Origin of the sequence: Streptomyces sp. NPDC002088 (assembly GCF_040296605.1) — a bacterium.
In the GTDB taxonomy this organism is placed as follows: domain Bacteria; phylum Actinomycetota; class Actinomycetes; order Streptomycetales; family Streptomycetaceae; genus Streptomyces.
Genome location: NZ_JBEOXO010000004.1, coordinates 131,067 through 153,359 on the forward strand (window position 1 = coordinate 131,067; position 22,293 = coordinate 153,359).

The window sequence follows — 22,293 nt, forward strand, 5'->3', positions numbered from 1 at the left end:
ATGTCTGACTTTCTGCCCATGCAACCGAGCCAGGTGCCACAGAAAGGAAAAAATCAGTGAATATCGATCAAAATCACTCAGCCATGTGGAGTGTTCTCAGCGATGCACTGTTCCAAGGGCGAGTGGCTCCGCAGTGCGACCAGGCATCGGTCGAGCAGATGACCTCTCTGGGGCTGCTCCACAGGACGTCGAGGGGAGTCGTCCCGGCCCTCGACCGGATCGCCTACCACGCGGTCGCGGGAGCGCTGGGCCAGGAACTCGAAGGCCGCATCGTCGAACTTCTGTCGGCGGTCCGATCACGGCCCGAGTTCCCCGAAACAGCCCCGCAGGGACGGGCTTCCACACCCCGGGGCACCGTGCACGACGAGTGGGGCACCCCCTCTACCGTCAGCAACGCCATCGCCCACGCGCGCAGAGAAGTACTGATCGCCCTGCCCGGCTCCTACTTTCCGCGGGAGGTCCTGCAGAACCTCACCGGGGTGATCCGTGCGGCGCTGGGGCGGAACGCCGGTGTGGAGATCATCTGCCAGCATCCGACCCGGTTCAACGAACCGGTGAAGCACTTCGTGCGGGAAGTCGGCGCTGCGGGCGGACAGGTCAGAACACTTGAGGAGTTCTTCAAGCAACTCGTCGTGGTGGACCGGACCGTGGCGTTCGTCTCCATGCTGGATCCGGGTGCGAAGGGCGCGGTGATCCAAGACCCTGTCGTGGTCGCGTTCCTGGTGGACCTGTACGAGCGCCACTGGACGCGGGCGGTCGACCACCCCTTCCAGCCGACCCATGCCGCACGGGCCGTCGGCGAAGTGGGCCTTGCGCTGCGGGAGGCGCTCGTCAGAATGCTGGTCAACGGACACCCCGACAAGCAGATAGCCAAGAGACTGGGACTGTCGTTGCGGAGCACCGCGGAACACGTGGCCCGTCTCAAGTCGGAACTCGGCGCCAAGAACCGCACCGAGATGGGATATCTGCTGGCCAAGCGGGAGCATGACGACGGTCCCATGGCGCACGCCGCCAGAGGGACAGGGGCGGTTCTCTCCGCATGATGTGACGGTGGTCAGTTCCGGCCGGTGATTCTGATGAAGTACCCGTCGGGGTCATGGACGCGGAAGTCCGTGAGTCCCCAGGGCCGTTCCTGCAGCGCATCGGCAAGGGGCCAGCCCGCTTCCATGACCCTGGCGTACTCGGCGAGGACATCGTCGACCTCCAGCACGATCTCGACCCCGGTGGGTACCGTGCGGGCGCCCCGGTCGACGGCCTCCCACGGTCGTGCCGCGCCGATACGGACGCCGTCCCGGGCCACGGCCACGTAGGGCCAGTCGGTGGTCCGGCGGTCGTCGGTGACGGTGAAGCCGAGTACCCGGGAGTAGAAGTAGACGAAGCGATCGAGGTCGTCGACGAACAACTCGATACGAAGCGCTGTCGGCACGAAGGACGTCCTTCTTCACGGGCGGCCCGCAGATCCGGAAGGAATCGTGCGAGCCGCCTTGAGTGTGCGGTGGAAGCTACGCCGGTACGGCGTAGACCGAACCATCGTAGGAGGACGCCAGGAAGCGCTCACCATGGGTGTCGTAGTGCATGGACGAGATGCCGGCGGTGGTGGGCCGGTCCACGTGTGTCCACTCGCCCGACTCGGTGTTGTACACGGCGACCATGCCCGCGTAGGAGCCCGTGGCCACCAGGGTTCCGTCTGGTGAGGCCGCGACGCACTTGATCGAGTGGTCGTGCGGGGTCGGGATCACGGTGGCCTCCGCGCCCTGCCACAGGCGCAGTTGGAGGTCGCGGCTGATGCTGACGAACCGTGCGCCGGGCAGGGCGGCACAGCCGTTGGCGATGCGGCCGTGTGCCTCCTCGAGCCGGGCCGTCTCCCGCAGCGTCTGCGTGTCGAACCAGCTGGCCGCGGCATCCGCGCAGACTGCGAAAATCACACCGCCCGATACGCTGACGCCCTTGACCGCGTTGGCATGCAGTTCGAGCGTGGCCACGTGGTCGAAGATCCCGCCCTCGCGCACGGCGAAGACCAGGCCCTCGCCGGTGTACGCGCCGAAGACGACGTGAGGTACACCATCGCGGGAGAAGACCGCGGCACAGTTCAGCGGCGACCGGTGCTGGTGGAGCATCTCACCGGTGTCCGCGTCGAAGATCCGGCCGAGCTGGCCCCCTGTCAGCACCCGGCCTCCGACCTCGACGAGGAAGTTGCACAGGCTGCCCATGCGCGCGGAGGCCTCGCCGTCGACCGACACCACGCCCGAGTCGCCCACCGTGTACGACCTGCCGCCCGCAACGGTGGCGACCGCGTTGACACACGGTGTCTCCCGCACGCCGCTGACGTCCCAGCGGGCCGACTCGATGTCGTACGTCGCATAGGTCGAACCGAACGTGGCGAAGGCCAGGGTGTGTTCGTCGACGAACGCGCAGGACCTGGCCCAGATCTCCGCCGGGAACTCGGCGGTGTGCAGCAGGTTCAGGCCGCCCGCTGTGCTCCAGACACGCAGGGAGCGGTCGTAGCTCAGGCTGACGAGACTCTCCGTGGCGGCGTTGTACACCAGGCGCTTGATGCCGGCGTCGTGGGCGGGCGTGAACTCCCGGCTCTCGCCCTCGATCCGGATGATGGCGCCGTCGTCGTTGCCGGCGAAGACCACACCGCTGCCCGTGATGGCGATGGTGTCGGTCTCCACGCCCTCGAGGTCGATGTTCTCGACCAGGCTGCCCGACTTGAGCGACCAGCGCTTGATCGTGCCGTCGTCGCTGGAGGAGACCACCTCCCCGCTCTGCGGCAACCACTCGACGGAGATCACGTCCGCGGTATGCCCCTCGAAGCGCTGCACCAGCTCGCCGGAGAAGTCGAAGACCCGCACCACATGGTCACGGGAGGCGGTCGCGATCAGGGGCCGCTCCGGGTGGAAGACCGACATCTCCACGTCGTCCTTGTGGTCCGACAGGACGGTGAGGAGCTTGAGGTCCGGTATCGACCACAGGCGGGCCGTGTAGTCGCTCGACGACGTGACCAGGTGCTGCCCGTCGGGGCTGAAGGCCACCTGGTTGGCAAGGTGGTCGTGGACGGACTGGGCGAGCGGCGTGTGCCGGGCCGCGTCCCACAGAATCACGCGGTTGTCGTATCCGGCGGTGGCGACATAACGGCCGCCGAAGGCGGCGACGCCGCTGATGGGTCCACGGTGTCGTATCACTGGGTTCCTCTTTCAGATGAGGTGGGCCGAACTGGGGAGGGGCGAGGGATCAGCTCGTCGTCTGGGGCACGTTCCACTCGCACAGGACGACCCTGGCTTCGGCCGCCCACCATTCGGGTTGGGTCCGGAGCGTCACCGGGCGCAGCTCGATCCCGAGCGCGTCGGAGTCGATACGGCCTTCGCGGGCGAGCACGTGGTCGAGGTACCTGGACGCCTCCTCGGCGAGCGAGGACGTCACGTCCGCCCAAGCGCCGCTGCTGTGCATCTCGACCCGGCGCCGCAGGTCGGCGAGGACCGGCGGACGCCACTTGAAGTGATGGACGGGGACGATCCGGCCCTCGGGGAAGGGGATCCTCGTCGAGGGCGAGTAGTGGCTGCCCAGGGCGAGTTCCACGTCCGACCGCACCAGAATGATCTTCCGAGGGTTGCCCTGGGTGAGGTTGGCCGTGATGAAGCCGCCCAACGGATAGCGGGCGTCGAGGTCGGTCAGATCACCCTGCCCCTCGAGTCCGCCGTCGGCGGCGACCCGGTCGAGCAGCACGCCCCGGACGTAGGGGTGTCCCGAGGCCTCGGCCTCGGCGATGAGGTCCTCGATCGGCAGGGGGTAGGCGTGGAACTCGTCCGAGTCCGCGACGGCGTGCCAGCCCTCGCCGGCGGCAGCCCTCAGTCTGTCGCGCAGTTCACCGTGCAGGTACTCGTGCCACGGGCCGGTGCTGACGATGGTGGGCTCGCCGACCAGCTCGCGCCAGGTCCCGAGCGTCCGTTCACGCTCCTCGCCGGGCACATGGTCGGGAAAATGGAACGCGGTGAAGAATTCGGTGATGCCGGCCAACCGGTAATGGCGGACGAACTCGGAGAGCAATTCGTCTTCCACGGCCCCGATGACCGCGATCAGTGGAACGCTCATGTCCTCTCCTCTCGGGATGCACCCACGGGTACGAACCTCTCGGTCCTGCCGATCGGTCCGTCCGGTTTCCAGGTGAGCAGTTGCGGCAGTACAGCCGCCGGCCGGCCGTCGTCACGGACTATGCCGGACGCGACCGGATGGTGGATGTGGAGCAGCGGGTCGTCGAAGTAGCGGAAGGCCGCGGCCAGTTGCAGTCGGAGTACGAAGTCCAGGTCCTCGCCGCCCCATCCCTCGTACCTCTCGTCGAAACCGTGGATCTCCTCGTAGACGTCGCGCCGCAGCCAGGCGCACATGCCAGACGCACGGTGCACGAGGAATCCCCGGACATAGGCCAGGTCGATGTCCGGAGCCCGCTCGACCGTGCGCCGGGCCACCGCCCGCCGGCTCGATTCCCGGTCCAGGTACAGCAGGTCCGTGAAGGGCAGGAAGGCGCCCACCGCGGGTGCCAGGAATCTTTCGACGTTCCGTTTGACGAAATCCCGGTCGACCAGTGCGTCGGCGTCGAGGACGCACACATAGGGAGTACGGGAACGGCAGTTGACGACTCCCACGTTGAGTCCCCATGACCGGTTGAAGTCGCCGCTCTTGTAGGCGTGGACGTACTCGTCGGCGAACTGCTCCACCTGGCCGCGCCACCGTGGCTCGACGTCGCATTCGACGACCGTCACGATGTAGCGCGCACCCGGAATCGACTGATCTCGCAAGGCCCGCAGGCAACTCAGCAGATTCTCCAGGCGTTCGCCCGACGCACTGGAGTCCCGGAAGGGAATAACCACCTGCGCGATCGGTGCGATGCCGGGGAGTTCTTCTTCCGCCGGCTCGACGGAATCGGTTCGTACGGGCGGGAATTCCCGGCCGGCATAGTCGCCTCGGTGGTAGCCGATGCGTGACTTCGCGTTGACCAGGTCGAGAGCCCGCGCCAGACGGTCCGAGAGCTCGGGGCTCTTCCCGAGGAGCTCGGCCACGGCTGACACCAGCGTCCCGTACCGTGACGGGTCCGCAGGTGAGCGGCGCAAGTCCGCGACCGCCTCGCTCAGCCGCTTGTCATCGGTTTCGGCAAGGATGTCCAGCACGGCCGTCAGCAGCGGCCGGGCGCGATGCATGTAGAACGGGTTTGCGTCAGCCGCCGTCGGATCCGCCGAGATCACGACACAGTCGGCAGTGCGGCGGGCGACATCGGGGTGACTCGGTCCCGATTCCTTCGTCATCGAGGAGTCCTTTCTCTGTCAGCCGGTCGCAGAGACCCTCTCCGGTTCCGCATCGCCCAAGGAAAGGGCATGGCCCATCCGGAAGCGCTTCGTCTGGAGGTAGCCGAGGTTGTCGGGGGAGACGAAGACACTGGTGCCCACCCGGTCCTCGACCCTGATCCCGGCGAGCATCAGCCCGGAAACCTTCTCCGGATTGTTGGTCAGCAGTCTGATGTCCCGGTGTCCGAGTGCGGCCAGCATGTCCGCCGCCACGTCGTACCGGCGGGCGTCGGCGGGAAATCCGAGGCGTGTGTTGGCGTCGACGGTGTCGGCGCCGGCGTCCTGCAGGGAATACGCGTCGATCTTGTTGTAGAGCCCGATTCCACGTCCTTCCTGACGCAGGTAGAGAAGAATTCCACCATTCTCCGACATCAGCGCCATAGTTTCAGCGAGCTGATTTCCGCAGTCGCAGCGCGCCGACTGGAAAACGTCACCTGTCAGGCACTCGGAATGGATCCGTACCAGTGGCGTCGCCGCCTCGGACTTCCATACGAGGGCGATATGCTCCCGGCCGTCCCGCAGACCGTCGAACGTGACCAGTTCGGCCGTACGCGGGCCCGGTACATCGTGCCGCGGAAGGACGATGCGCCGCCGTACGACGGTGCGGCCCACGTCTCCGTCGAATCCCTCGTTTCCCGGATTTTCCATATGTCGCCCCTATTTCACTTCTGCAGACTTCGCGTTGACCTGAAATCTGGTATTGACCATGCAGGAAGAAAGCCTCGCCGAGATCCCTCATCATCGTGCAGTGCACATTCATGCGAGGGTTTATCGGGAGGGGAATTGATGAATCACCAGATGCCCAGGTGCAGGTTCGCGCGGGCCTCCTCGGGCATGCACCAGCGGATCACCACCCTCCCGTGAGTGACCGCGGCGAGTTCCGTGCCGGCCGCGGCCGGCCACCTCCGGTCGGCCGCGTTCGCGACGGTCCCGCAGCCGGACCCCTGCCCGATCGCTCACCGGTCGCCTCCCGCACCGTGCCAGGAGCGCCAGAGCGCCGCGTAGGAACCGTTCGCGGCCGTCAGTCGATGGTGGTCGCCCAGTTCGGTGATGCGGCCGTCCTCGATCACGGCGATCAGATCGGCGTCGTAGGCGGTGTGCAGTCGATGCGCGATGGAGATGACGGTTCTGCCCTCGAGCACGCGGGCGAGTGACTGTTCCAGATGGCGTGCGGCGCACGGATCCAGAAGGGACGTCGCCTCGTCCAGCACCAGGATGTGCGGGTCCGCCAGAATCAGCCGGGCCAGCGCGATCTGCTGGGCCTGGGCCGGGGTGAGCGGCAGGCCGCCCTGACCGACCTCGGTGTCCAGGCCCCGGGCCAGCCCTCGTATCCACGCGGCCGCCTGGATCTGTTCCAGCGCCGCGAACAGTTCGCTGTCCTCGGCCGTGGTGCGGGCCAGCAGCAGGTTGTCCCGCAGGGTGCCGGAGAAAACGTGGTGCTCCTGGTTGACCAGGGAGATGTGCTTCCGCAGCCGCCTGGTCTGAAGGTGCGTCAGATCCGTCCCGCCCAGCGTGATCCGTCCCGCGCTGGGCGCGTAGATTCCGGCCAGCAGCCGGCCCAGGGTCGACTTGCCCGCGCCGGACGGCCCCACCAGCGCCAGCCGGGTGCCGGGCGGCACTCGCAGGGCGATGTCGTGCAGCACGTCGCTGCCGTCCTGGTAGCCGAAGCGGACGCCGTCGGCGTGCAAGAGCCGGCCGTCGGGGCAGGAGCCGTCCCGCACCCGCTCCGGAGGAATGTTCCGCACCCCGAGGAGCCGGGACAGGGCGGTCTGCGAGACCTGGAGGTCGGTGTACCAGCGAAGGATCTGGCTGAGCGGCTGCACCAGCATCTGGGTGAGCAGGACCCCGGTGGTCACCGTCCCCACGTCCAGCCGGCCCGACAGAACCAGAATCCCCCCGGTCACCAGGACCAGGACCAGCAGCAGTACGTGGGCGCTGTTGACCACCACATACAACACGGTGCGCAGCCGCATGGTGAACCGCTGCCGGTCCACCCAGGTGCGGATGCGGTCGTCCGACCGCGCGACGCGCCGGGGGCCGAGCCGGTGGGCCTCGACCGTCCGTGCCGCGTCGATCGACTCGGCGAGGGCCGAGCAGATCGCCGCGTACGAGGCGGACTCCGCACGGTAGGCGGACGGTGCCGAACGGGCGTACCACCGGCAGGTCAGCAGCAGCGGCGGGAGCACGACCAGCACGGGAAGAGCGAGCAGCGGCGCCGTCCAGGCCAGGCCGCCCACCAGGGTGCCGATCCACACCACCGAGATGACCAGTTGGGGGACGGCTTCCCGGATGGCGTTGGAGAGCCGGTCGATGTCCGTGGTGATACGGGACAGCAACTCGCCGGTTCCACCACCCTCCAGCACGGCCGGCGGCAGCCTCACGCTCCGGTGGAGAAAGTCCTCGCGCAGCTGTGCCAGCATCTGTTCGCCGAGCACCGCCGCGTCTGCCCGTACCTGCCAGGTACACAGCGTCTGCACACCCACCGCGACGAGGAACGCCGTGACGACCGGTGTCAACGGCGTACCGGAACCGTCCGACGACAGGTCCCCCACGACGTCGCCGAGCAGGAACGGCCCCGCCAGCGAAGCGCAGACCGCCACGGCGTTCATCAGGATCAACCGTGCGAAGATGCGGCGGTGCCGGCCGAGCAGCTCGCGGAAGAAGGCACGGGTGGCCGTCGCCGAGGCGATCGGCAACCCGCTTCTGGAGGGTCCGGTCGCAGTCATGACGGCAGTCCGCTCTGTGCGCCGCGGACGACCAGCGCCGCGTAGTCCGGTTCGGTGAGGACGAGTTCACGATGCGGACCGCTCGCCTTCACCCGGCTCCCCGCCAGGAACAGCACACGGTCCGCGCGGTCGAGAAGGAGCGGACTGAACGTAAGGACGACGGTGGTGCGTCCTGCCCTGATCTTCGCCAGGGACTCCGCGATGCGCGCCTCGGTGTAGGCGTCCACGGCGCTGGTCGGCTCGTCCAGGATCAATACGTCTGGATCCGCGACGAGCGAGCGGGCGAGCGCCAGTCGCTGTCGCTGTCCCCCGGAGACGGATCTGCCGCGTTCGACGATGTGGACGGCCAGGGGGTTCTCCGAAGGCGGTTTTGACGTATGAGCAAGGGAGTTCAGGACGTCGTCGCACTGGGCGGCTGCCAGCGCCTCGGCGGCCGACACGGTTCCCGAACGGGGAACGTCGAGAAGTTCGCGGACCGTCCCCGACAGCAGCACCGGGTCCTTCGCCTGCACCAGCACCTTCTCGCGCACCGCGGCCAGCGGCAGCGAGTCGAGAGGGACTGCGCCCAGCAGTGCGGAGGGAGCGTCGTCGTCCTCGCCCGACGAGCTGTGTCCGCCGAGTCGTTCGACGAGCCGCGTGGCCGTGTCCGGGTCGTCGCACACGACAGCGGTGAGACGCCCGGCCGATGCCAGCAGCCCTGTCGCCGGATCGTGGAGATCACCCCTCGCCCGGCCGTCGTCCGGCACGCACTCCCGCTCCTCGCGGCGCAGCGAGAGGAGATGGGCCGCGCGCTGTGCGGCTGGGCGGGAGACGGACCATGCGGTCGCCATCTCCTCGAACTGCGCGAGCGGTGTCATCAGGAAGGAGACCAGGCTGTAGGACATGACGAGGTCACCCACCGACATGCGGTGTCCCTGGAGCAGGGACGTGCCGCACCAGAGCACCGTCGCCGTGAACATCCCCCGCAACAACACCTGCTGACCCACGATCACGGACGACAGACGGGCGCTGCGCACCGCGGCCCGGCGGACCGCCTGCGACGCCCCGCGGTACTTCGCCAGATAGAGGTCCTCGCCGCCGATGCCCCGAAGCACGCGCAGTCCCGCCACGATGTCCGAAGCCAGCTGGACGGCCCGGCCGCCCCTGACCCGCTGCTCGACGGCCCGCCGGGTGGCGGCCGGCAGGAGCGGCAGCGAGGAGGCGGCGAGCAGCGGAACCCCCGCCGTCACCACCAGCCCCAGCACGGGTTCGGTCGCGAACAGCAACGCCGCCACCGCCGCACAGGCCGCGCAAGCCGCCCCGAACCGGGCCGTGGCCTCGACGAACCAGCCGATCTTCTCGACATCGCTGGTTCCGATGGCGACCACTTCGCCCGAGGCCAGCTGCCGCTCCAGCCGGGAGCCCAACTCGGCGACCTTACGGGACAGCAGCTGCTGCAGACGGCCGGCGGCGGTGATCCAGTTGGTGACGGCCGCACGGCTGAACATGACGTCGCTCAGCACGGTGAGCGCACCGAGGAGCGCCACCCAGGTGACCGCCGTCGCGAGGTCGTCCCGGGACCGGTCGACGAGCGCCTGCACAGCACGGCCGGAGGCCACGGCGAGTCCCCCGCTCGACGACATCGCGGCGAACCCCCAGGCCGCGGCGACGAGTTGCCCTCGGCGTTGACTGCGCTGCAGCCAGAGCAGGAAGCGGAGGGCCGACCGGGTGTCGGGGGTGCCGGGGTCGGCGTACGGGAGGTCGCTGAGCGGACCGCGGCCGGGGCAGGCCCTAGGCTGCTGCGTCGACATGCCGGGCGTGGGTGTCGAACCAGCCGGGGACGGGCCTCGGGACGTCGAGGCCGAGGCGCTCGAGAAGCGCGCTCGCGTTCCTCAGGAGCCAGCGCCCGGAGTCGCGGCTTCCCAGGAACGAATAGTCGCCCAGCAGACGGTATCTCCAGAATATCCGGCGGTATTGCCGGAGCACCTCGTCCCGGGTCTTCCAGGTACCCGGCAGATCTCTTCCGAAGAGACCGGACGACCCAAGCCGGATCGTGTAACCGCTGTACTCGCCCTCGCGTGCGGGAAGAGGCTCGTGCTGCCGGTGGACACTGCCCTGCTGTACTGCCTTGAAAGACTGGTAGCCGAGCTTGGAAAGTGCTTCCAGCTCCTCCTCCAACGCCGCGAACGACCGTTTCTCCGACTCGATCGAGACATATTCGGGGCGCTGGTCGAACTGCGCCAGGGTGTTCAGACAGTCCAGGTCGACACCCTCGATGTCGATCTTCATGTAGTGCGGCACCCCGAACTTGCGGATCTGTGCGGCCAGATCGACCGCGTCGACCTCCACCTCCTCGATCCGGCTGAAGCCGAGCACCTGATTTCGGAGGGTCCATTCCTCGAGGACGGTTCCCCAGTCGGAATTTCCCGGATTCCGGTAGAACCGGACCTTTCCGTCCGGAGCGGCCGGCCATGATTCCGGCACGATCGCACCCTCGACGAGATGCAGCCGCCCGCTTCTGATCTCTTTCTCGAATCGCCGGTGAGCCTGCTGGATCAGTACGGGATCGGCTTCGAATGCGACGACGTGAAATCCCTTGGCCAGGTAGAGCGCCGAATCCTCGCCGTCCTTCATGCCGATGTCAAAGACCAGGTTCATGGCCTCAGGATGCAGTCCGGAAATTGGCCTGAGACCCCTCATGATCATGTGATGCGCAAACATGCGGGATGTTCCGCGCGGCTCGTGCAGGATGGAGACCTGGATCTTCGCTTCTCGCCGAGCGCCGGCAGCCCGTCGCCTACGACACCCCGTGGGTCCTCAGCCGCGGTTCGATCCGCGATCATGGTCGCCGTCTCCCCTACGAGCTACGCGCGAAGGACGGGATCAGCCCCCGGGCCACGGTTCCCGGGGGCTCGTGCGGGTCATTCCATGAGGCCCGCCTGGAATGCGAAGGACACCAGCTGGGCACGGTCGCGGAGTTCGAGCTTGCGTTGCAGCCGGTAGAGGTGGGTGCGGACGGTGGTGGTCCCGATGGACAGTTTGCCGGCCATCTCGTCCGCGGACAGCCCCCGGGCCAGCAGGACCAGGACCTCCATCTCGCGCGGGGTCAGACCGGCCAGCCGGAGCCGGTCCATCTCCGACGCCAAGGACGACCGGTTGCGTACCCAGTCCACCAGTCGGCCGGCGACCCGGGGGGTGATGTAGGTGTGACCGGCCGCGGCGGCCCGCACGGCCAGCGACACCTCCTCCTTGGTCGTCTCCCACACGAGAATGCCGTGCACATCCGAGGCCAGCACCTTGGTCACGGTCTCGTCGCTGCCGTCGGTGGCGAACACGATGACGCGCGGCTGCGGGACGGTGGACTCGCGGTTCAGGCGCTCTATCAGGTCCAAGCCCGAGAACCCGCGCAGGGAGAGCCCGGTGATCAGCACATCCGGTCTGTGGGAGCGGACGAGCATCATGGCGTGGACACCGCTGTCCGTCGAGTCGACCAGCTGGGTCTCAGCGTCCGACTCCAACAGTCCGCACAGACCTGCGCGGACGACGGGAGTCTCTTCGCATACGACAACATTGATGGGCATGACCACCTCGTCTGGCTCGTGTCGGCGGGGCGGCCGGGACACACAGACCCCCGTGGCACCCACTGCACGTCCTCATCGCGACTCGAAGGTGGGAGCGTTCCCACCGTGCAGGAGTGTAGGCAACTCCACATCGCTCATCACAGACTGGAAAATGAACGGTCGGTCCGCTAGGCGATCTTAGTCGACACCTGTGAGCGCTCACAGAGACGCGATTCACGATGGCGCATACGTCCTCATGGGAGGCGGCGGGCGCCAAGTCCATTCGTATGTTGACGACACGGGCCGGCGCCGCGGCTAGCGTCACGACCGAGCCAACCCCGGGGTTCGCTCTGTGCGTTCCCGCCGACCGGAAGGACGAGTCGCGTCCCATGCCCCCTCTGATCTCTGTGATAGGTCCAGTGGAACCCGACCTGCTGCGCGCGTTCGTGCAGCACTACCGAGGGCACGGCGTGCGGGAGTTCCTCTTCGCCTTCCACTTCACCGAGCACGCGCCGAAGCAGCGCCGCGAGGAACTGGTGTCCATGTGCGAGGAGTTGGTGGGTCCGCCGGTGCTCATCAGCCAGGGCCCCTGGCACGAGACCGTCCACAGCGAGCTGCGGGAACACTTGCGGGTACGGGCGGGCGAGGGCTGGCACATCATCGCCGACATCGATGAGTTCCACGACTATCCGGCACCGCCCGAGGAACTGATCGCCGCGGCCGAGGCCGTGCGCAGTCCCGTGGTCGGCGGGGTGATGCTGGACCGCGTGGCGGCGGACGGAAGCATCGCCGGCTGGCACCCGCAGAAGGGACTGGACGCCTCCTTCCCACTCGGCGGCTTCCTGACGTACACCCTGCTCGACGCCAATCCCTGCAAGATCGTCATGGCCCACTCCTCGGTCCGGCTCGCCCTGGGCAGCCACCGAAGTCCCGACCACGACCCGGTCAACGACCCCCTGGTCCCGGTCAACCACTTCAAGTGGCGCGACGGCATCCAGGCCGACCTCGCCCGGCGCGTCAGCGAGCACGGCAGCGGTGCCTGGCGGGAGAACTCGCCGGCCATCCGGACCGAGGCGGCAACCCTGCTGGCCCACATCGAGGAGCGCGGCGGACGGGTCGACATCGCTGACCCGCGCCTGAAGTTCCGGCCCGCGCACCTCGGCACCCTGCCGGAGAACTGGCGCGAGGACAGCAAGGCCATCGCCGACGACATCCGGCAGTTCTTCGAGAACTCGCCCCTGCCCGAGGTGTACTGAGTCGCGCCGGTCAGAACTTGGTGACCGCCCACGGCGCCACGGCGGTGCGGAACATGCGGTCGAGGAGCGCGACCGCCCCGGTACGCTCCTCGACCAACAGCCCGGCCTGGGCGGCCCGGACCGCGGAGAGACCTCCCAGGTAGAGCGAGGCGAGCGTGGCCACGGGAAGGGTGACATCGGCCTCGCGGGGGCTGCGGGCACACCCGGCATCCGTCGGGCCGCCCTCCAGCAGATACGTTCCCTCCGCCGGCCCGCGGGGATCGCGGATCCGCATTACCAGGCTCCCGGAGGCCTCGTAGCGGCGTGCCGAGAGCAGGTCCGGGACGGACAGGATCCGCAGCCACAGGGTGTCCGACCGCATGATCTGGCGCACCGAGCGGGCGTCCCGCAGCATCCAGGGCAGCGGCTCGTCCACCGGACGGTTCCAGGCGTCCACCCTCGTCACCCAGTCGTGCTCCCACAGGAAGCGCCAGAGCGCCGCCTCCGGCCTCGGCCCCTCGCCGGCCAACTCCAGGAGATCGATGCGGTGATCGGGGCGCTCCGATGTCCACGGTCTGCTTGCGGGGGCGTACACCGCGTACCCGGTGACCCGGTCGTCGGGGTCGTACGCCAGGGCGTACAGCACGTCGGCGGGCGGGGAGTCCGCCGGGTCGAGGGCAAGGCGCGCGCAGTGGTGCCACTCCTCTGCCGTGCGCGACACCGCCCCCGCGACACGGGCCCGCACGCGTTCGTGGACGGCCGGCGCCTCGGTTCGGAACACCCCTGGGTCGACCAGGCGCACGGTGTCAGGCACCGTCAGGTCCGACCGCAGCCTGGCCGATCCCGCGTCCACGGTGACGTTGGCTCCCTCCGCGGCCGCCCCGAAGCCGAACCGGCCGTACACCGGCCACTCCGCGGCGATCAGCGCACAGGCCGGCTCGCCCCGCTCCTCCGCCGCCGCCAACTCTGCCGACATCAGCGCCCTGAGCAGCCCCTGCCGCCGGTGGGAGGGCAGGACCGCGGCGGAACAAAGGCCGGAGACCGCCACGGTCCCGCCCCCGGGCACGGTGAGATCCAGCGGCTTGCTGCGCAGCACGCCGACCGGTCGCGGCCCGTCGAACGCGCCCCAGCAGCGGGCGAGGTCCACATGCCGGCGCCACCGAGGGCCGGCACCGCGGTGCTCAGGCGTGAGAAAGCCGATCTGCGCGGTGTCCCACCACGCGGAGAACTCCTCCTCGTCCACGCGCCGCACGACGGCGTCGCCGCCCAGCGCACCTTCCGCGCCCGGCCGTCGGACGGACGCAGCCGTCGCCCCGCCACGCACCCCGTCACTCGGCACCGGCCGCCTCCTTGGGGTCGCATGTGGCCGCGGCTTCGGCGACCGCACCGGAACGGCCCGTGCGCAGCAGCAGCAGCGCGCACACGGAGCCCCCGACGTACGTGGCGAGAATGACCACGAAGAGGAGCAGCGGCCGCGTCTCGTACAGCACGGCCGCGACGTAACCGCAGGGGATGGCCGCCACCGCGGCGGATCCCTGCACCACCGAGAACATGCCCGCCCGGTCCTCGGCCGCCACCCGGCCGACCAGGATGGCGTCCCGGTAGGCCTCGGTCAGGAAGTGTCCGGCGGCGGTCAGCGCCGCGCTGACCAGCAGCAGGGTGAGCGTCCCCCGGGACACGGTCAGGAAGACCGACCAGCCCAGCACGTTGAGCAGCAGCGCGGCCACCATGTACCGCTCCGAGGACGTGCTCCGCAGCCTCGGCATGACGAGGAAGTAACAGAGCAGGGACACGGCGGCGCCGAACGCCGGGAACAGCGAGATGACACGGTCGCTGAAGTCCAGGGTCTCGGACAGGTACACGGCCTGGAACACATTGAGCTGCCAGCCCACGCTGGTGAGGATGTACAGCCCGATCAGGGGGAGCAGCAGGGGCGACCGGCAGGCCCGCGCGAACAGCCGCAAGTTGGGTCCGATGCTGCGCAGCACCCCCGTGCCGTCGTGCGCCTCCATGGCCGTACGTCCCGCCCCGGTCTCCGTGGTGACCCGGCGGTACCACAGCACGTGGACGAGCATGCTGACCCCGCCGACGAAGTAGACGACGCGGAGCGCGCTCACCGAGCCGAAGTGCTCCATGCTCACGCCCACGAGCGGGGTGAGCAGCCCGGCGGCCGTGATGATGAGCTTCATCGCCGCGTAGATCCTGGGGCGTTGCTGCTCCGTGGCGTCGTCGATGGCCAACAGGCTGAAGGAGATGTCGATGATCTTCGACGAGGCGTTGAGCAGATACGCGACGAGGAACAGCCAGAAGTCGTGGGCCACCGACCAGATGAACATCGGGAAGATCCACGAGGTGAAGTAGAAGACGACGGTCGTCTGCTTCCGCCCGAGCCGGTTGATGACCCCGCCGGCCACGAGCTGGAAGACCAGCGCGAGATACAGGTTCGCCGACAGCACGACGCCGATGGACAGGGTGCCCAGGCCGTTGCCCTTCATGTACAGCGCCAGGTAGTACAGGGCGGCGTTGCCGGGGACGGCCCACAGGGGCAGCAGGCGCAGGGTGTGTCTGGTGTTCGCGGGCAGGTCTCTCATCGCCCCGTCTCCGCCAGGGAGTTCAGGGCGTGGGTGAGCACCGAGACGCCCCTGAGGTAGTCGTCGAGGACGATGTGTTCGTCCGTCGCGTGGTCGAGCCGGCTGTCGCCGGGACCGTACGTCGCCATCGGCGCGGCCCAGGTCTCGCACAGGGTGTTCATGTCGGAGGTTCCCGTCTTCAGCTTGAGCCGGGGGCGTGCGCCCTCGGCGCGGATGGCCCGGGTCAGGGCGCGCACCGCGAGGTTGTTCCGGTCGGCCCGGCAGGCGGGGACGGAGTTGACGACGGTGAGGTCGCCCTCGGACAGCCGCGCCCGCAGCCGCCGTACCAGGTCCGCGTCGTCGAAACCGGGCGGCGTGCGGATGGTGAAGCGGGCCTCGGCGGTGGCGATGTCCCCGCCGAACGAGGTCAGCGTCGCCCCGGGACGGTCGAACGACGCGTGCGAGGCATCGGCGCCCAGCTCCCGGGCGAGCGCCGTCCAGCCCGCGACGACGAGCTCGGACGCCTTGGGCTCGGGGTTGCTGGGATGGGTCGGGGGGCGCTCGACCCGGTAGTCCAGGTCGAGGCGGCCCTTGTATCCGAGGACGACACAGTCCCAGCCGCTGGGCTCCCCGACGATCACGAGGTCCGGCTCCGGCCGGGTGGCACGGATCGCCATCGCGCCACGCGAGCCCGGAGTCTCCTCCTCCACCGCCCCGGCGACGACGATTCGGCCACGGAACCCCGTCGCCAGCGTGGCCGCGCAGATCATGGCGGCCAGCGGGCCCTTGGCGTCGACGGTGCCCCGCCCGTACAGGCGACCACCCTCGAGCCGGACAGGCAGGTCACCGGGCACGGTGTCCATGTGGCCGAGCAGCAGCACCAGCGGACCGTCGCCGCGGTCGATCTCCCCGATCGCGTTGCCCGCCTCGTCGACATGGGAGGTCATGCCGCACCGGCTCATGACGTCGGCCAGATACGTCGCGAGCCGAGCCTCCTCGCCGGACGGCGAGGGAATCTCCACCATCGTCCGCAGCAGGGCGTTCGCCTCTTCCCGGTTCATCGCGGTACTCCCTGTCCGGCCGCGTGTGGAGCGGTCCGCTGAAGCAGTACGCGGGTCGCGGCACCGGCCAGCGCGGCGCGCACCGGTCCCGTCCCGCGGCCGTCCGCCACCAGCACGGTCTCCACACCCGAGCGCAGGGCATCCCGGGCGGCCGTCAGCTTGCTGCGCATCCCTCCCTCGGCGAAGGGCGGGAGTCCGGTGGCCGGCAGCCGGCACTCGCGGAGAAGGGAGGCCTCGTCCCCGGGACGGGACAGAACCCCGGGGGCACCGGTGAGCAGAAGCAGCGTCTCGGCGCCGAGCGCACCGGCCAGGGCCGCGGCGGCACGGTCGGCGTCCACGTTCACGCACTCGCCCTCCGGGGAGAGCGCGGGAGGGGAGATCACCGGTACCGCACCGATCTCGAGGACGCGCACGACCAGCCGTGTGTCGACCTCGACGATGCGTCCGCTGTGGTCGTCGCGCACCACCCGCTGGGCGTCCTCCCCGTCGACGACGGCTCGGATCGCCGCCGGACGGCGGGCACGCAGCAGGCCCGCGTCCAGTCCCGTCAGTCCCGCGGCCGGAACGCCGGCCTTGGCCAGGCCGGCCAGCAACCGGGGTTTGACGATGCCCGCGAGTGCCGTCACGACGACGTCCAGCATCGCGGGATCGGTGTAGCGCGCGGTCCTGCCGTCGGGACCGGTCAGCCGGCGGCGCGGCACGCCGAGCCGGTCGGCGAGCCGGTCGATGTCCGCGGAGCCGCCGTGCACGAGCACGACGGACCGTCCGGCGCGCACCAGGTCCGCCACGTCGGCGCACACGGCCTCGTGGTCGACCGCCGCGTGACCGCCGCACTTCACCACCAGGGGTGTCGGGTTCATGCCTTCCTCAGATCGGGAGTGGTCCGGGGCCGGGTGTGAGGCCCGCGGCGTCGGACCGGGGCGCCGGTGCCTGCTGCCACCGCGTCAGACCGGGTGCAGGCCGGGGAACTCGAGACCCGTGCGCTCCGGCAGGCCGAAGCGCACGTTCATGGCCTGCACCGCGTTGCCGCTGCCGCCCTTCATCAGGTTGTCGAGCGCCGCGACCAAAAGCGCCGATCCGGTGCCGGGCCGCACGGCCCAGCCGACGTCGCAGTAGTTGGAGCCGGAGAGGATCTTGGGCTCGGGGTAGCGGTAGCCGCCCCGCCGCTGCGCCACCAGGCGTACGAAGGGCTCGTCGGCATAGTGGCGGCGCAGGCTGGAGCGCAGGGCCGCCTCGTCGATGCCGTCGGCCAGGCGCACCCGGCACAGCACCTGCACGCCGCGCACCGCCTCGACGGCCGTGGCCGTCATCCGGGCCGGTAGGCCCACGGCCTGGGTGAGCTCGGCCTCGTGCCGGTGTCCCGTAGGGGCGAACAGGCGTAGGACGCCGCTGCGTTCCGCGTGGGTGTTCTCCGGGCCGGCCATGACGCCCGAACCGCTGGAACCCGTGCGGGCGTCGACGTCCACGTCGTCCGTCAGGAGCCCGTCGGAGGCGGGAGCGTGCAGGGCGAGAATGCCGGCGGTGGCCATGCATCCGGGCACGCTGATCCGGTTCGCCGTCCGCAGCTCCGCGCGGAACAGCTCCGGTAGCCCGGTGACGAAACCGGACAGCAGCTCCGGACGGGCGTGCGGGACGCCGTAGTGGGCGGCGTACACCTCCGGGTCGGTGAGCCGAAAGTCGCCGGAGAGGTCGATGAGGACCTCGGCGTGTGCGCAGAGGCCGGGCACGGTGTGCATGGCCTCCCGGTGCGGGAGTGCGGTGAACACCACGTCGCACTCCGGGAGTTCCCCGACCCGGGTGAAGGTGAGCGAGGTCAGTCCCCGAAGGTTGGGGTGGACGCCGTCGATCCGGCGGCCGGCCAGGCTGCGGGAGGTGGCCGCGACGAGATCGACGTGCGGATGGCAGAGCAGGAGGCGCAGCAGCTCGCCCCCGATGTAGCCGGCCCCTCCGACGACTGCCGCTCGGATCACGACCCGGCCCTCCGTTCCAGTACGTCGACGATGCGATCGGCCACGTTCACGGCGCCGCCCATCGCCCGCTGGAAGCCGGTGAACTCGAGGCCGGCGTTGACCTCGAGGACCAGCAGGCGTCCGTCCTCGGTCTCGACGAGGTCGACGCCGGCCAGATCGGCGCCCACCGCACCGGCGGCGGCGGTCGCGAGCCGGGCCAGCTCCTCGGTCAGCGGACAGGGCCGCACCTCGGCACCCCGCGCCACGTTGGTGCGCCACTCCCGTGAAGTGCGGTGGACGGCACCGAGCGGGGTGCCGTCCACGACGACGACGCGGATGTCCCGGCCGGGCGTGCGGATCAGCTCCTGGACGTAGACGAGGTGGTCACCCGGAGCGGGCAGTGCCTCGATGTGCTCCAGGACGGCCACGGCCGCCTCCCGGTCGTTGATCCGGGACACGCGCCGGCCCCAGGAACCCGTCAACGGCTTGAAGACCGCCGGGTAGTCCAGCTCGTCCAACACCTGCAGGGCGGCAGTCGGTGTGAGGGCGAGCGCGCTGCGCGGGGTCGGCACCCCGGCCCGTACCAGGGCGAGGGTGGTCCGCCACTTGTCACCGCACACCTCGGTGGCGCACGCGGAGTTGACCATGTGCAGGCCGTACGCCTCCAGGGTGCGCGCAGCGTAGACCGCCCGCGACAGCGACAGCTCGCGGTTCAGGCCCACCCGCCAGTTCACAGGTGCCGCGTCCGCGAATCCGTGCAGGCGCCGGGTGTCCACGGCGGTGTACGGCAGGTTCCGCCGTTCCAGAGCCTCGAAGAGCGCCTTCTCCTCGGTGCGCACCCGGGAGTGCACGACCGCTATGTCCGCGCTCACCGGGCACGCGCCATACGGGCCACCGTGTCCAGGTGCTGCCACACCTTCTCGAACCCGTCGGCGAACCGCTCCAGGGCTTCTCCGGCGTCGGGGTTGAGATGCCGCTTCTGCAGCGTGAGCGAGTCCTCGATGACGGCCTCCGTCACCGGGAAGTCGCCCGCCTGCGCGACGGGGCGCCGTGGAGCCGCCGTCCAGGGGTGGCCGCGCCCGAAGCCGGTGCGATCCACGAACACCGGCTGCAGCGGCAGGGGAAGCACCTGGTAGCGGGAGACGGGCACCCCTTCAGCACGCAGCAGCCGATGCACGGCTTTGCGGAACGCGGCCGGGGCGACACCGTCCAGACCGGCCCGGACCGGGTCGAGACGGAACCGCAGGATGTGCCAGGCGTGCCTGCTGCCCGCCGCCACCGTCGGCACGACCAGCCCCGGCAGCGCACCGAGCCGCTCCAGCAGACGCGTCACGTTCCGTCGGCGCGCCTCCTCGTAGGCGTCGAAGCGGCGCAGCTGGGACAGCGTGAACGCCGCCTGCACCGGGTTCATCTTGTGGTTCCAGCCCAGCAGGTACGACACGTAGTCGCGTTCGGCGCCCGGCTCGATGACCTCGCCGAACTCGCGTGCCATACGTGCCTTGCGCGCCACGTCGGCGTCCTGGGTGAGCAGCAAGCCGCCCTCGCCACAGGTCGGCAGGTTCTTGGTCACCTGCAGGCTGAACGCGCCCGCGGTTCCGATGGTGCCGACCTTCCGGCCGTGCTGGACGGCACCATGCGCCTGGGCGGCGTCCTCGAGGACGGCGAGCCGGTGCTGGCCGGCCAGTTCGCCGAGCGCGTCCATGTCCGCGGGGTGACCGTGCAGATGGACCGGAAGGATCGCCGCGGTACGCGGTCCGATCAGGCTCCGTACCGCGTCCGGGTCCAGGGTGAACGTCACCGGGTCCACGTCGGCGAAGACGGGCACCGCCATCTGGTGCACCGGCGCCAGCGCGCTCGCGATGAAGCTCAGCGCGGGAACGATCACCTCGTCACCGGGGCCGATGTCCATGGCGGCCAGAGCCGCCGTCAGCGCGGTGGTCCCGTTCGACGTGGCCACGCACCAGCGGGCGCCGCAGCGCTCGGCCCACGCGTCCTCCAGGTCGCGGACCGCGCTCCTGCCGTCCACGTTGGAGACCAGCGGTCCCGTACCGAGGACGTCCAGGACGGCCGCCCGGTCCTCCTCGGTGATCACCGGCCAGTCCGGGTTGCGCAGCTGCTTCGGCACCGTGGGCCGACCGCCGAACGCGGCCAGGGTGTTGCTCTTCGCCGACGTCACAGCACCTTCCTTGCATGGTCGAGGGTCTCCACTGCGGTCGCGTAGGCGCGTTCGAGCCGTCGTCCGTGCCGGAGCAGTGCGGGCATCGCCGTCCGGGCGTCGCCGTGACCGTGCGCGGCGCTCATCCGCAGGCCGGTCCAGGCGTGCGCCACCTGCTCGACGCGCCGGCCCGCCTCGCGCAGGGCGGGCAGGCCATGCCGCTGCCCCCAGGTGCGCAGGAACTCGCCGTGCAGGGCGGCCTGGGCCTGCATGGCCCAGCCGAGGGGATAGATGTCGCGCACGGCCGAGCCGTCACCGCGCCCGGCGCCTTCGGCGGTCCACTCCAGCCAGCGGGACAGTCCCGCGAGACCGGTCCAGCCCGCGAGCCCGCCCGTGACCGGATGCACGCCGCCGGTGAAGCCCTCCACGCTGTTCCCGATCACGCGGGCCAGCGTGGCCGCGTCGAGCTCGGGCAGCGGGGCGTCGACGGTCACCGTCAGATACCGGGTGGCGATGGGCGCGTCGCTGAAGAACGCGTCCTGCTCGTCGTCGGGATTCGCCGACGTCCACGCCCGTAGGAAGTCTTCCACCGGAAGGGGACCTTGGAACGCCGGGGGCATGGCGTCGGACACCCAGACGGTTCCCGCCTCCTCGTCCACGCCGTACACGACGAGGAGATGCGCGGCGTGCACATCGTGGTAGGCCGGGCGGAACGGCAGGTGGTAGTTGTCCACGCCGGCCAGCACCAGTCGGCCCTCGGCGAACTCGGCAGCGAGGGACGCCAGCGGACGGTCGCCGTCGGCCGCGGTGTGCCACCCTGACCGCAGTCCGTGGTACGGGGCGATGCTGCGTGCCGGATCGCCGTCGAAGGCGCACGGGAAGTAGAACTCCTCCGGCCGTACGTCCCCCGGACGATAACGGAACTCCCAGTGGGCGCCGAGGACTTCGAGGGGGTCACCGCCCCGGCCCAGGACCACCGAGCCCAGCGTGGCCTGCAGACAGCTGATCGGGTCGCGGTACCACAGGGACACCGGCTCACCGGTGCGCACGGGTGTCATCGGGGCTCTCCTCTGCCGATCTGCTCCAGGGTCACGGCGAACACATGCAGGGCCACGTGGTCGGGAAGCCGCACCGCGGTCAGCGGGGCGCGCCGGGTCACCGGGATCCGCTGTGCCCACAGCAGGGCGGGAACTCCCTGCTGCACATGGTGTGGGTAGTGCATGACCGGGGTCCGGAAGGCCTCCCGCTCCCCGAACACCGCGGGCGCCGCCCAGAAGTCCGACACACGCACCGCCTCGAAGTCCACCTGCCCGTCGGCGAAATGCAGGGCGACCTCGTCCTCCACCCTGCGCTCGCCCGCCGCCAGCAGATGGATCCAGTCGTACTCACCGTGCGGCACACCCAGGTACTGGCCGGCGCAGCGGATGTTGTCACCCCGCTCCGCACCAGCTGGGAAGACGAACGGGACACCTCCGACGGTCACCCGCTCCGAAGGGGCCGGCAGGAACTCCCGGGCGAACGAGTTGCCCCACACGTTGAACGCCCCTGCCGAGGTGTCGTCCTCGGTGGACATCGCGTGGTTGTTCCAGTGCTCCGCGAGGTCGAGCAGGCGGTGCCGGGCGACCGCCGGTGTGCTGGCGTCCATGTGTCCGCCTCCTTCCTCTCCGCCGGGGACACTAGGCGCGGCAGGAACCCCACGCGTCCCACCAGGTATGACCG

The 22,293-nt window shown here is 69.8% G+C and carries 20 protein-coding genes; 2 read left to right on the forward strand and 18 right to left on the reverse strand.

Going from position 1 to position 22,293, the window contains the following annotated elements; genetic code table 11:
- Positions 1-158 precede the first annotated feature (158 nt).
- Positions 159-1,043 (forward strand): helix-turn-helix transcriptional regulator, encoded by an 885-nt coding sequence (locus tag ABT114_RS10475; protein ID WP_351140765.1) that lies wholly within the window; start codon positions 159-161, stop codon positions 1,041-1,043.
- Between the two features lie 11 nt (positions 1,044-1,054).
- Here ABT114_RS10475 and ABT114_RS10480 read toward each other — a convergent pair whose 3' ends face one another.
- The 9 genes from ABT114_RS10480 to ABT114_RS10520 all read right to left on the reverse strand — a co-directional run bounded on the left by ABT114_RS10480 (position 1,055) and on the right by ABT114_RS10520 (position 11,625).
- Positions 1,055-1,426 (reverse strand): VOC family protein, encoded by a 372-nt coding sequence (locus tag ABT114_RS10480; protein WP_351140767.1) that lies wholly within the window; start codon positions 1,424-1,426, stop codon positions 1,055-1,057.
- Between the two features lie 76 nt (positions 1,427-1,502).
- Complete coding sequence (locus ABT114_RS10485) at positions 1,503-3,185, reverse strand: WD40 repeat domain-containing protein (RefSeq protein ID WP_351140769.1); 1,683 nt, start codon at positions 3,183-3,185, stop codon at positions 1,503-1,505.
- 49 nt (positions 3,186-3,234) lie between these two features.
- The gene (locus ABT114_RS10490) at positions 3,235-4,092 is read right to left on the reverse strand and encodes a hypothetical protein (protein WP_351140772.1); all 858 of its coding nucleotides are present in this window, start codon (positions 4,090-4,092) and stop codon (positions 3,235-3,237) included.
- Positions 4,089-5,300: a glycosyltransferase family 2 protein gene (locus tag ABT114_RS10495; RefSeq protein ID WP_351140774.1), complete on the reverse strand. Its 1,212-nt coding sequence runs from the start codon at positions 5,298-5,300 to the stop codon at positions 4,089-4,091. The genes ABT114_RS10490 and ABT114_RS10495 overlap by 4 nt, the downstream gene beginning before the upstream one ends.
- 18 nt (positions 5,301-5,318) lie before the next feature.
- A complete protein-coding gene (gene ribA, locus ABT114_RS10500; protein ID WP_502988298.1) occupies positions 5,319-5,951 on the reverse strand; it encodes a GTP cyclohydrolase II in 633 nt (210 codons plus the stop codon).
- 344 nt (positions 5,952-6,295) lie between these two features.
- Positions 6,296-8,065, reverse strand: a complete 1,770-nt coding sequence (locus tag ABT114_RS10505; RefSeq protein ID WP_351140776.1) for an ABC transporter ATP-binding protein — start codon at positions 8,063-8,065, stop codon at positions 6,296-6,298.
- Positions 8,062-9,855, reverse strand: coding sequence for an ABC transporter transmembrane domain-containing protein (locus ABT114_RS10510; RefSeq protein WP_351140778.1), 1,794 nt, complete (start codon positions 9,853-9,855; stop codon positions 8,062-8,064). Before ABT114_RS10510 ends, ABT114_RS10505 begins: the two co-directional genes overlap by 4 nt.
- Complete coding sequence (locus tag ABT114_RS10515) at positions 9,836-10,702, reverse strand: FkbM family methyltransferase (RefSeq protein ID WP_351140780.1); 867 nt, start codon at positions 10,700-10,702, stop codon at positions 9,836-9,838. The genes ABT114_RS10510 and ABT114_RS10515 overlap by 20 nt, the downstream gene beginning before the upstream one ends.
- Before the next feature lie 263 nt (positions 10,703-10,965).
- The gene (locus ABT114_RS10520) at positions 10,966-11,625 is read right to left on the reverse strand and encodes a LuxR C-terminal-related transcriptional regulator (RefSeq protein WP_351140782.1); all 660 of its coding nucleotides are present in this window, start codon (positions 11,623-11,625) and stop codon (positions 10,966-10,968) included.
- Positions 11,626-12,023: 398 nt separating this feature from the next.
- On the opposite strand from ABT114_RS10520, the gene ABT114_RS10525 reads away from it, so the two are divergent.
- Positions 12,024-12,860, forward strand: coding sequence for a hypothetical protein (locus ABT114_RS10525; protein ID WP_351140784.1), 837 nt, complete (start codon positions 12,024-12,026; stop codon positions 12,858-12,860).
- Between the two features lie 10 nt (positions 12,861-12,870).
- Here the strand turns inward: ABT114_RS10525 and ABT114_RS10530 are convergent, their stop codons facing one another.
- From ABT114_RS10530 to ABT114_RS10570, 9 genes are all read right to left on the reverse strand, one after another.
- Entirely contained in the window at positions 12,871-14,178 is a 1,308-nt protein-coding gene (locus tag ABT114_RS10530; protein WP_351140786.1) for a GNAT family N-acetyltransferase, read from the reverse strand.
- Complete coding sequence (locus tag ABT114_RS10535) at positions 14,168-15,430, reverse strand: MFS transporter (RefSeq protein ID WP_351140788.1); 1,263 nt, start codon at positions 15,428-15,430, stop codon at positions 14,168-14,170. The genes ABT114_RS10530 and ABT114_RS10535 overlap by 11 nt, the downstream gene beginning before the upstream one ends.
- On the reverse strand, positions 15,427-16,470 hold the full coding sequence (locus ABT114_RS10540) for a [LysW]-lysine hydrolase (protein WP_351140790.1): 1,044 nt from the start codon (positions 16,468-16,470) through the stop codon (positions 15,427-15,429). Before ABT114_RS10540 ends, ABT114_RS10535 begins: the two co-directional genes overlap by 4 nt.
- Positions 16,467-17,330: a [LysW]-aminoadipate kinase gene (locus ABT114_RS10545; protein WP_351140792.1), complete on the reverse strand. Its 864-nt coding sequence runs from the start codon at positions 17,328-17,330 to the stop codon at positions 16,467-16,469. The genes ABT114_RS10540 and ABT114_RS10545 overlap by 4 nt, the downstream gene beginning before the upstream one ends.
- Positions 17,331-17,414: 84 nt before the next feature.
- Positions 17,415-18,440, reverse strand: coding sequence for an N-acetyl-gamma-glutamyl-phosphate reductase (gene argC / locus ABT114_RS10550; protein ID WP_351140794.1), 1,026 nt, complete (start codon positions 18,438-18,440; stop codon positions 17,415-17,417).
- On the reverse strand, positions 18,437-19,291 hold the full coding sequence (locus ABT114_RS10555) for a RimK family alpha-L-glutamate ligase (protein ID WP_351140796.1): 855 nt from the start codon (positions 19,289-19,291) through the stop codon (positions 18,437-18,439). The genes argC and ABT114_RS10555 overlap by 4 nt, the downstream gene beginning before the upstream one ends.
- Positions 19,288-20,595 (reverse strand): DegT/DnrJ/EryC1/StrS family aminotransferase, encoded by a 1,308-nt coding sequence (locus ABT114_RS10560; protein ID WP_351140798.1) that lies wholly within the window; start codon positions 20,593-20,595, stop codon positions 19,288-19,290. The genes ABT114_RS10555 and ABT114_RS10560 overlap by 4 nt, the downstream gene beginning before the upstream one ends.
- On the reverse strand, positions 20,592-21,632 hold the full coding sequence (locus ABT114_RS10565; RefSeq protein WP_351140800.1) for a BtrH N-terminal domain-containing protein: 1,041 nt from the start codon (positions 21,630-21,632) through the stop codon (positions 20,592-20,594). The genes ABT114_RS10560 and ABT114_RS10565 overlap by 4 nt, the downstream gene beginning before the upstream one ends.
- Positions 21,629-22,219 carry a beta-sandwich domain-containing protein gene (locus tag ABT114_RS10570; protein ID WP_351140802.1) on the reverse strand — a complete coding sequence of 197 codons (591 nt, stop codon included), beginning with the start codon at positions 22,217-22,219 and terminating at the stop codon, positions 21,629-21,631. The genes ABT114_RS10565 and ABT114_RS10570 overlap by 4 nt, the downstream gene beginning before the upstream one ends.
- Positions 22,220-22,293: the final 74 nt, after the last annotated feature.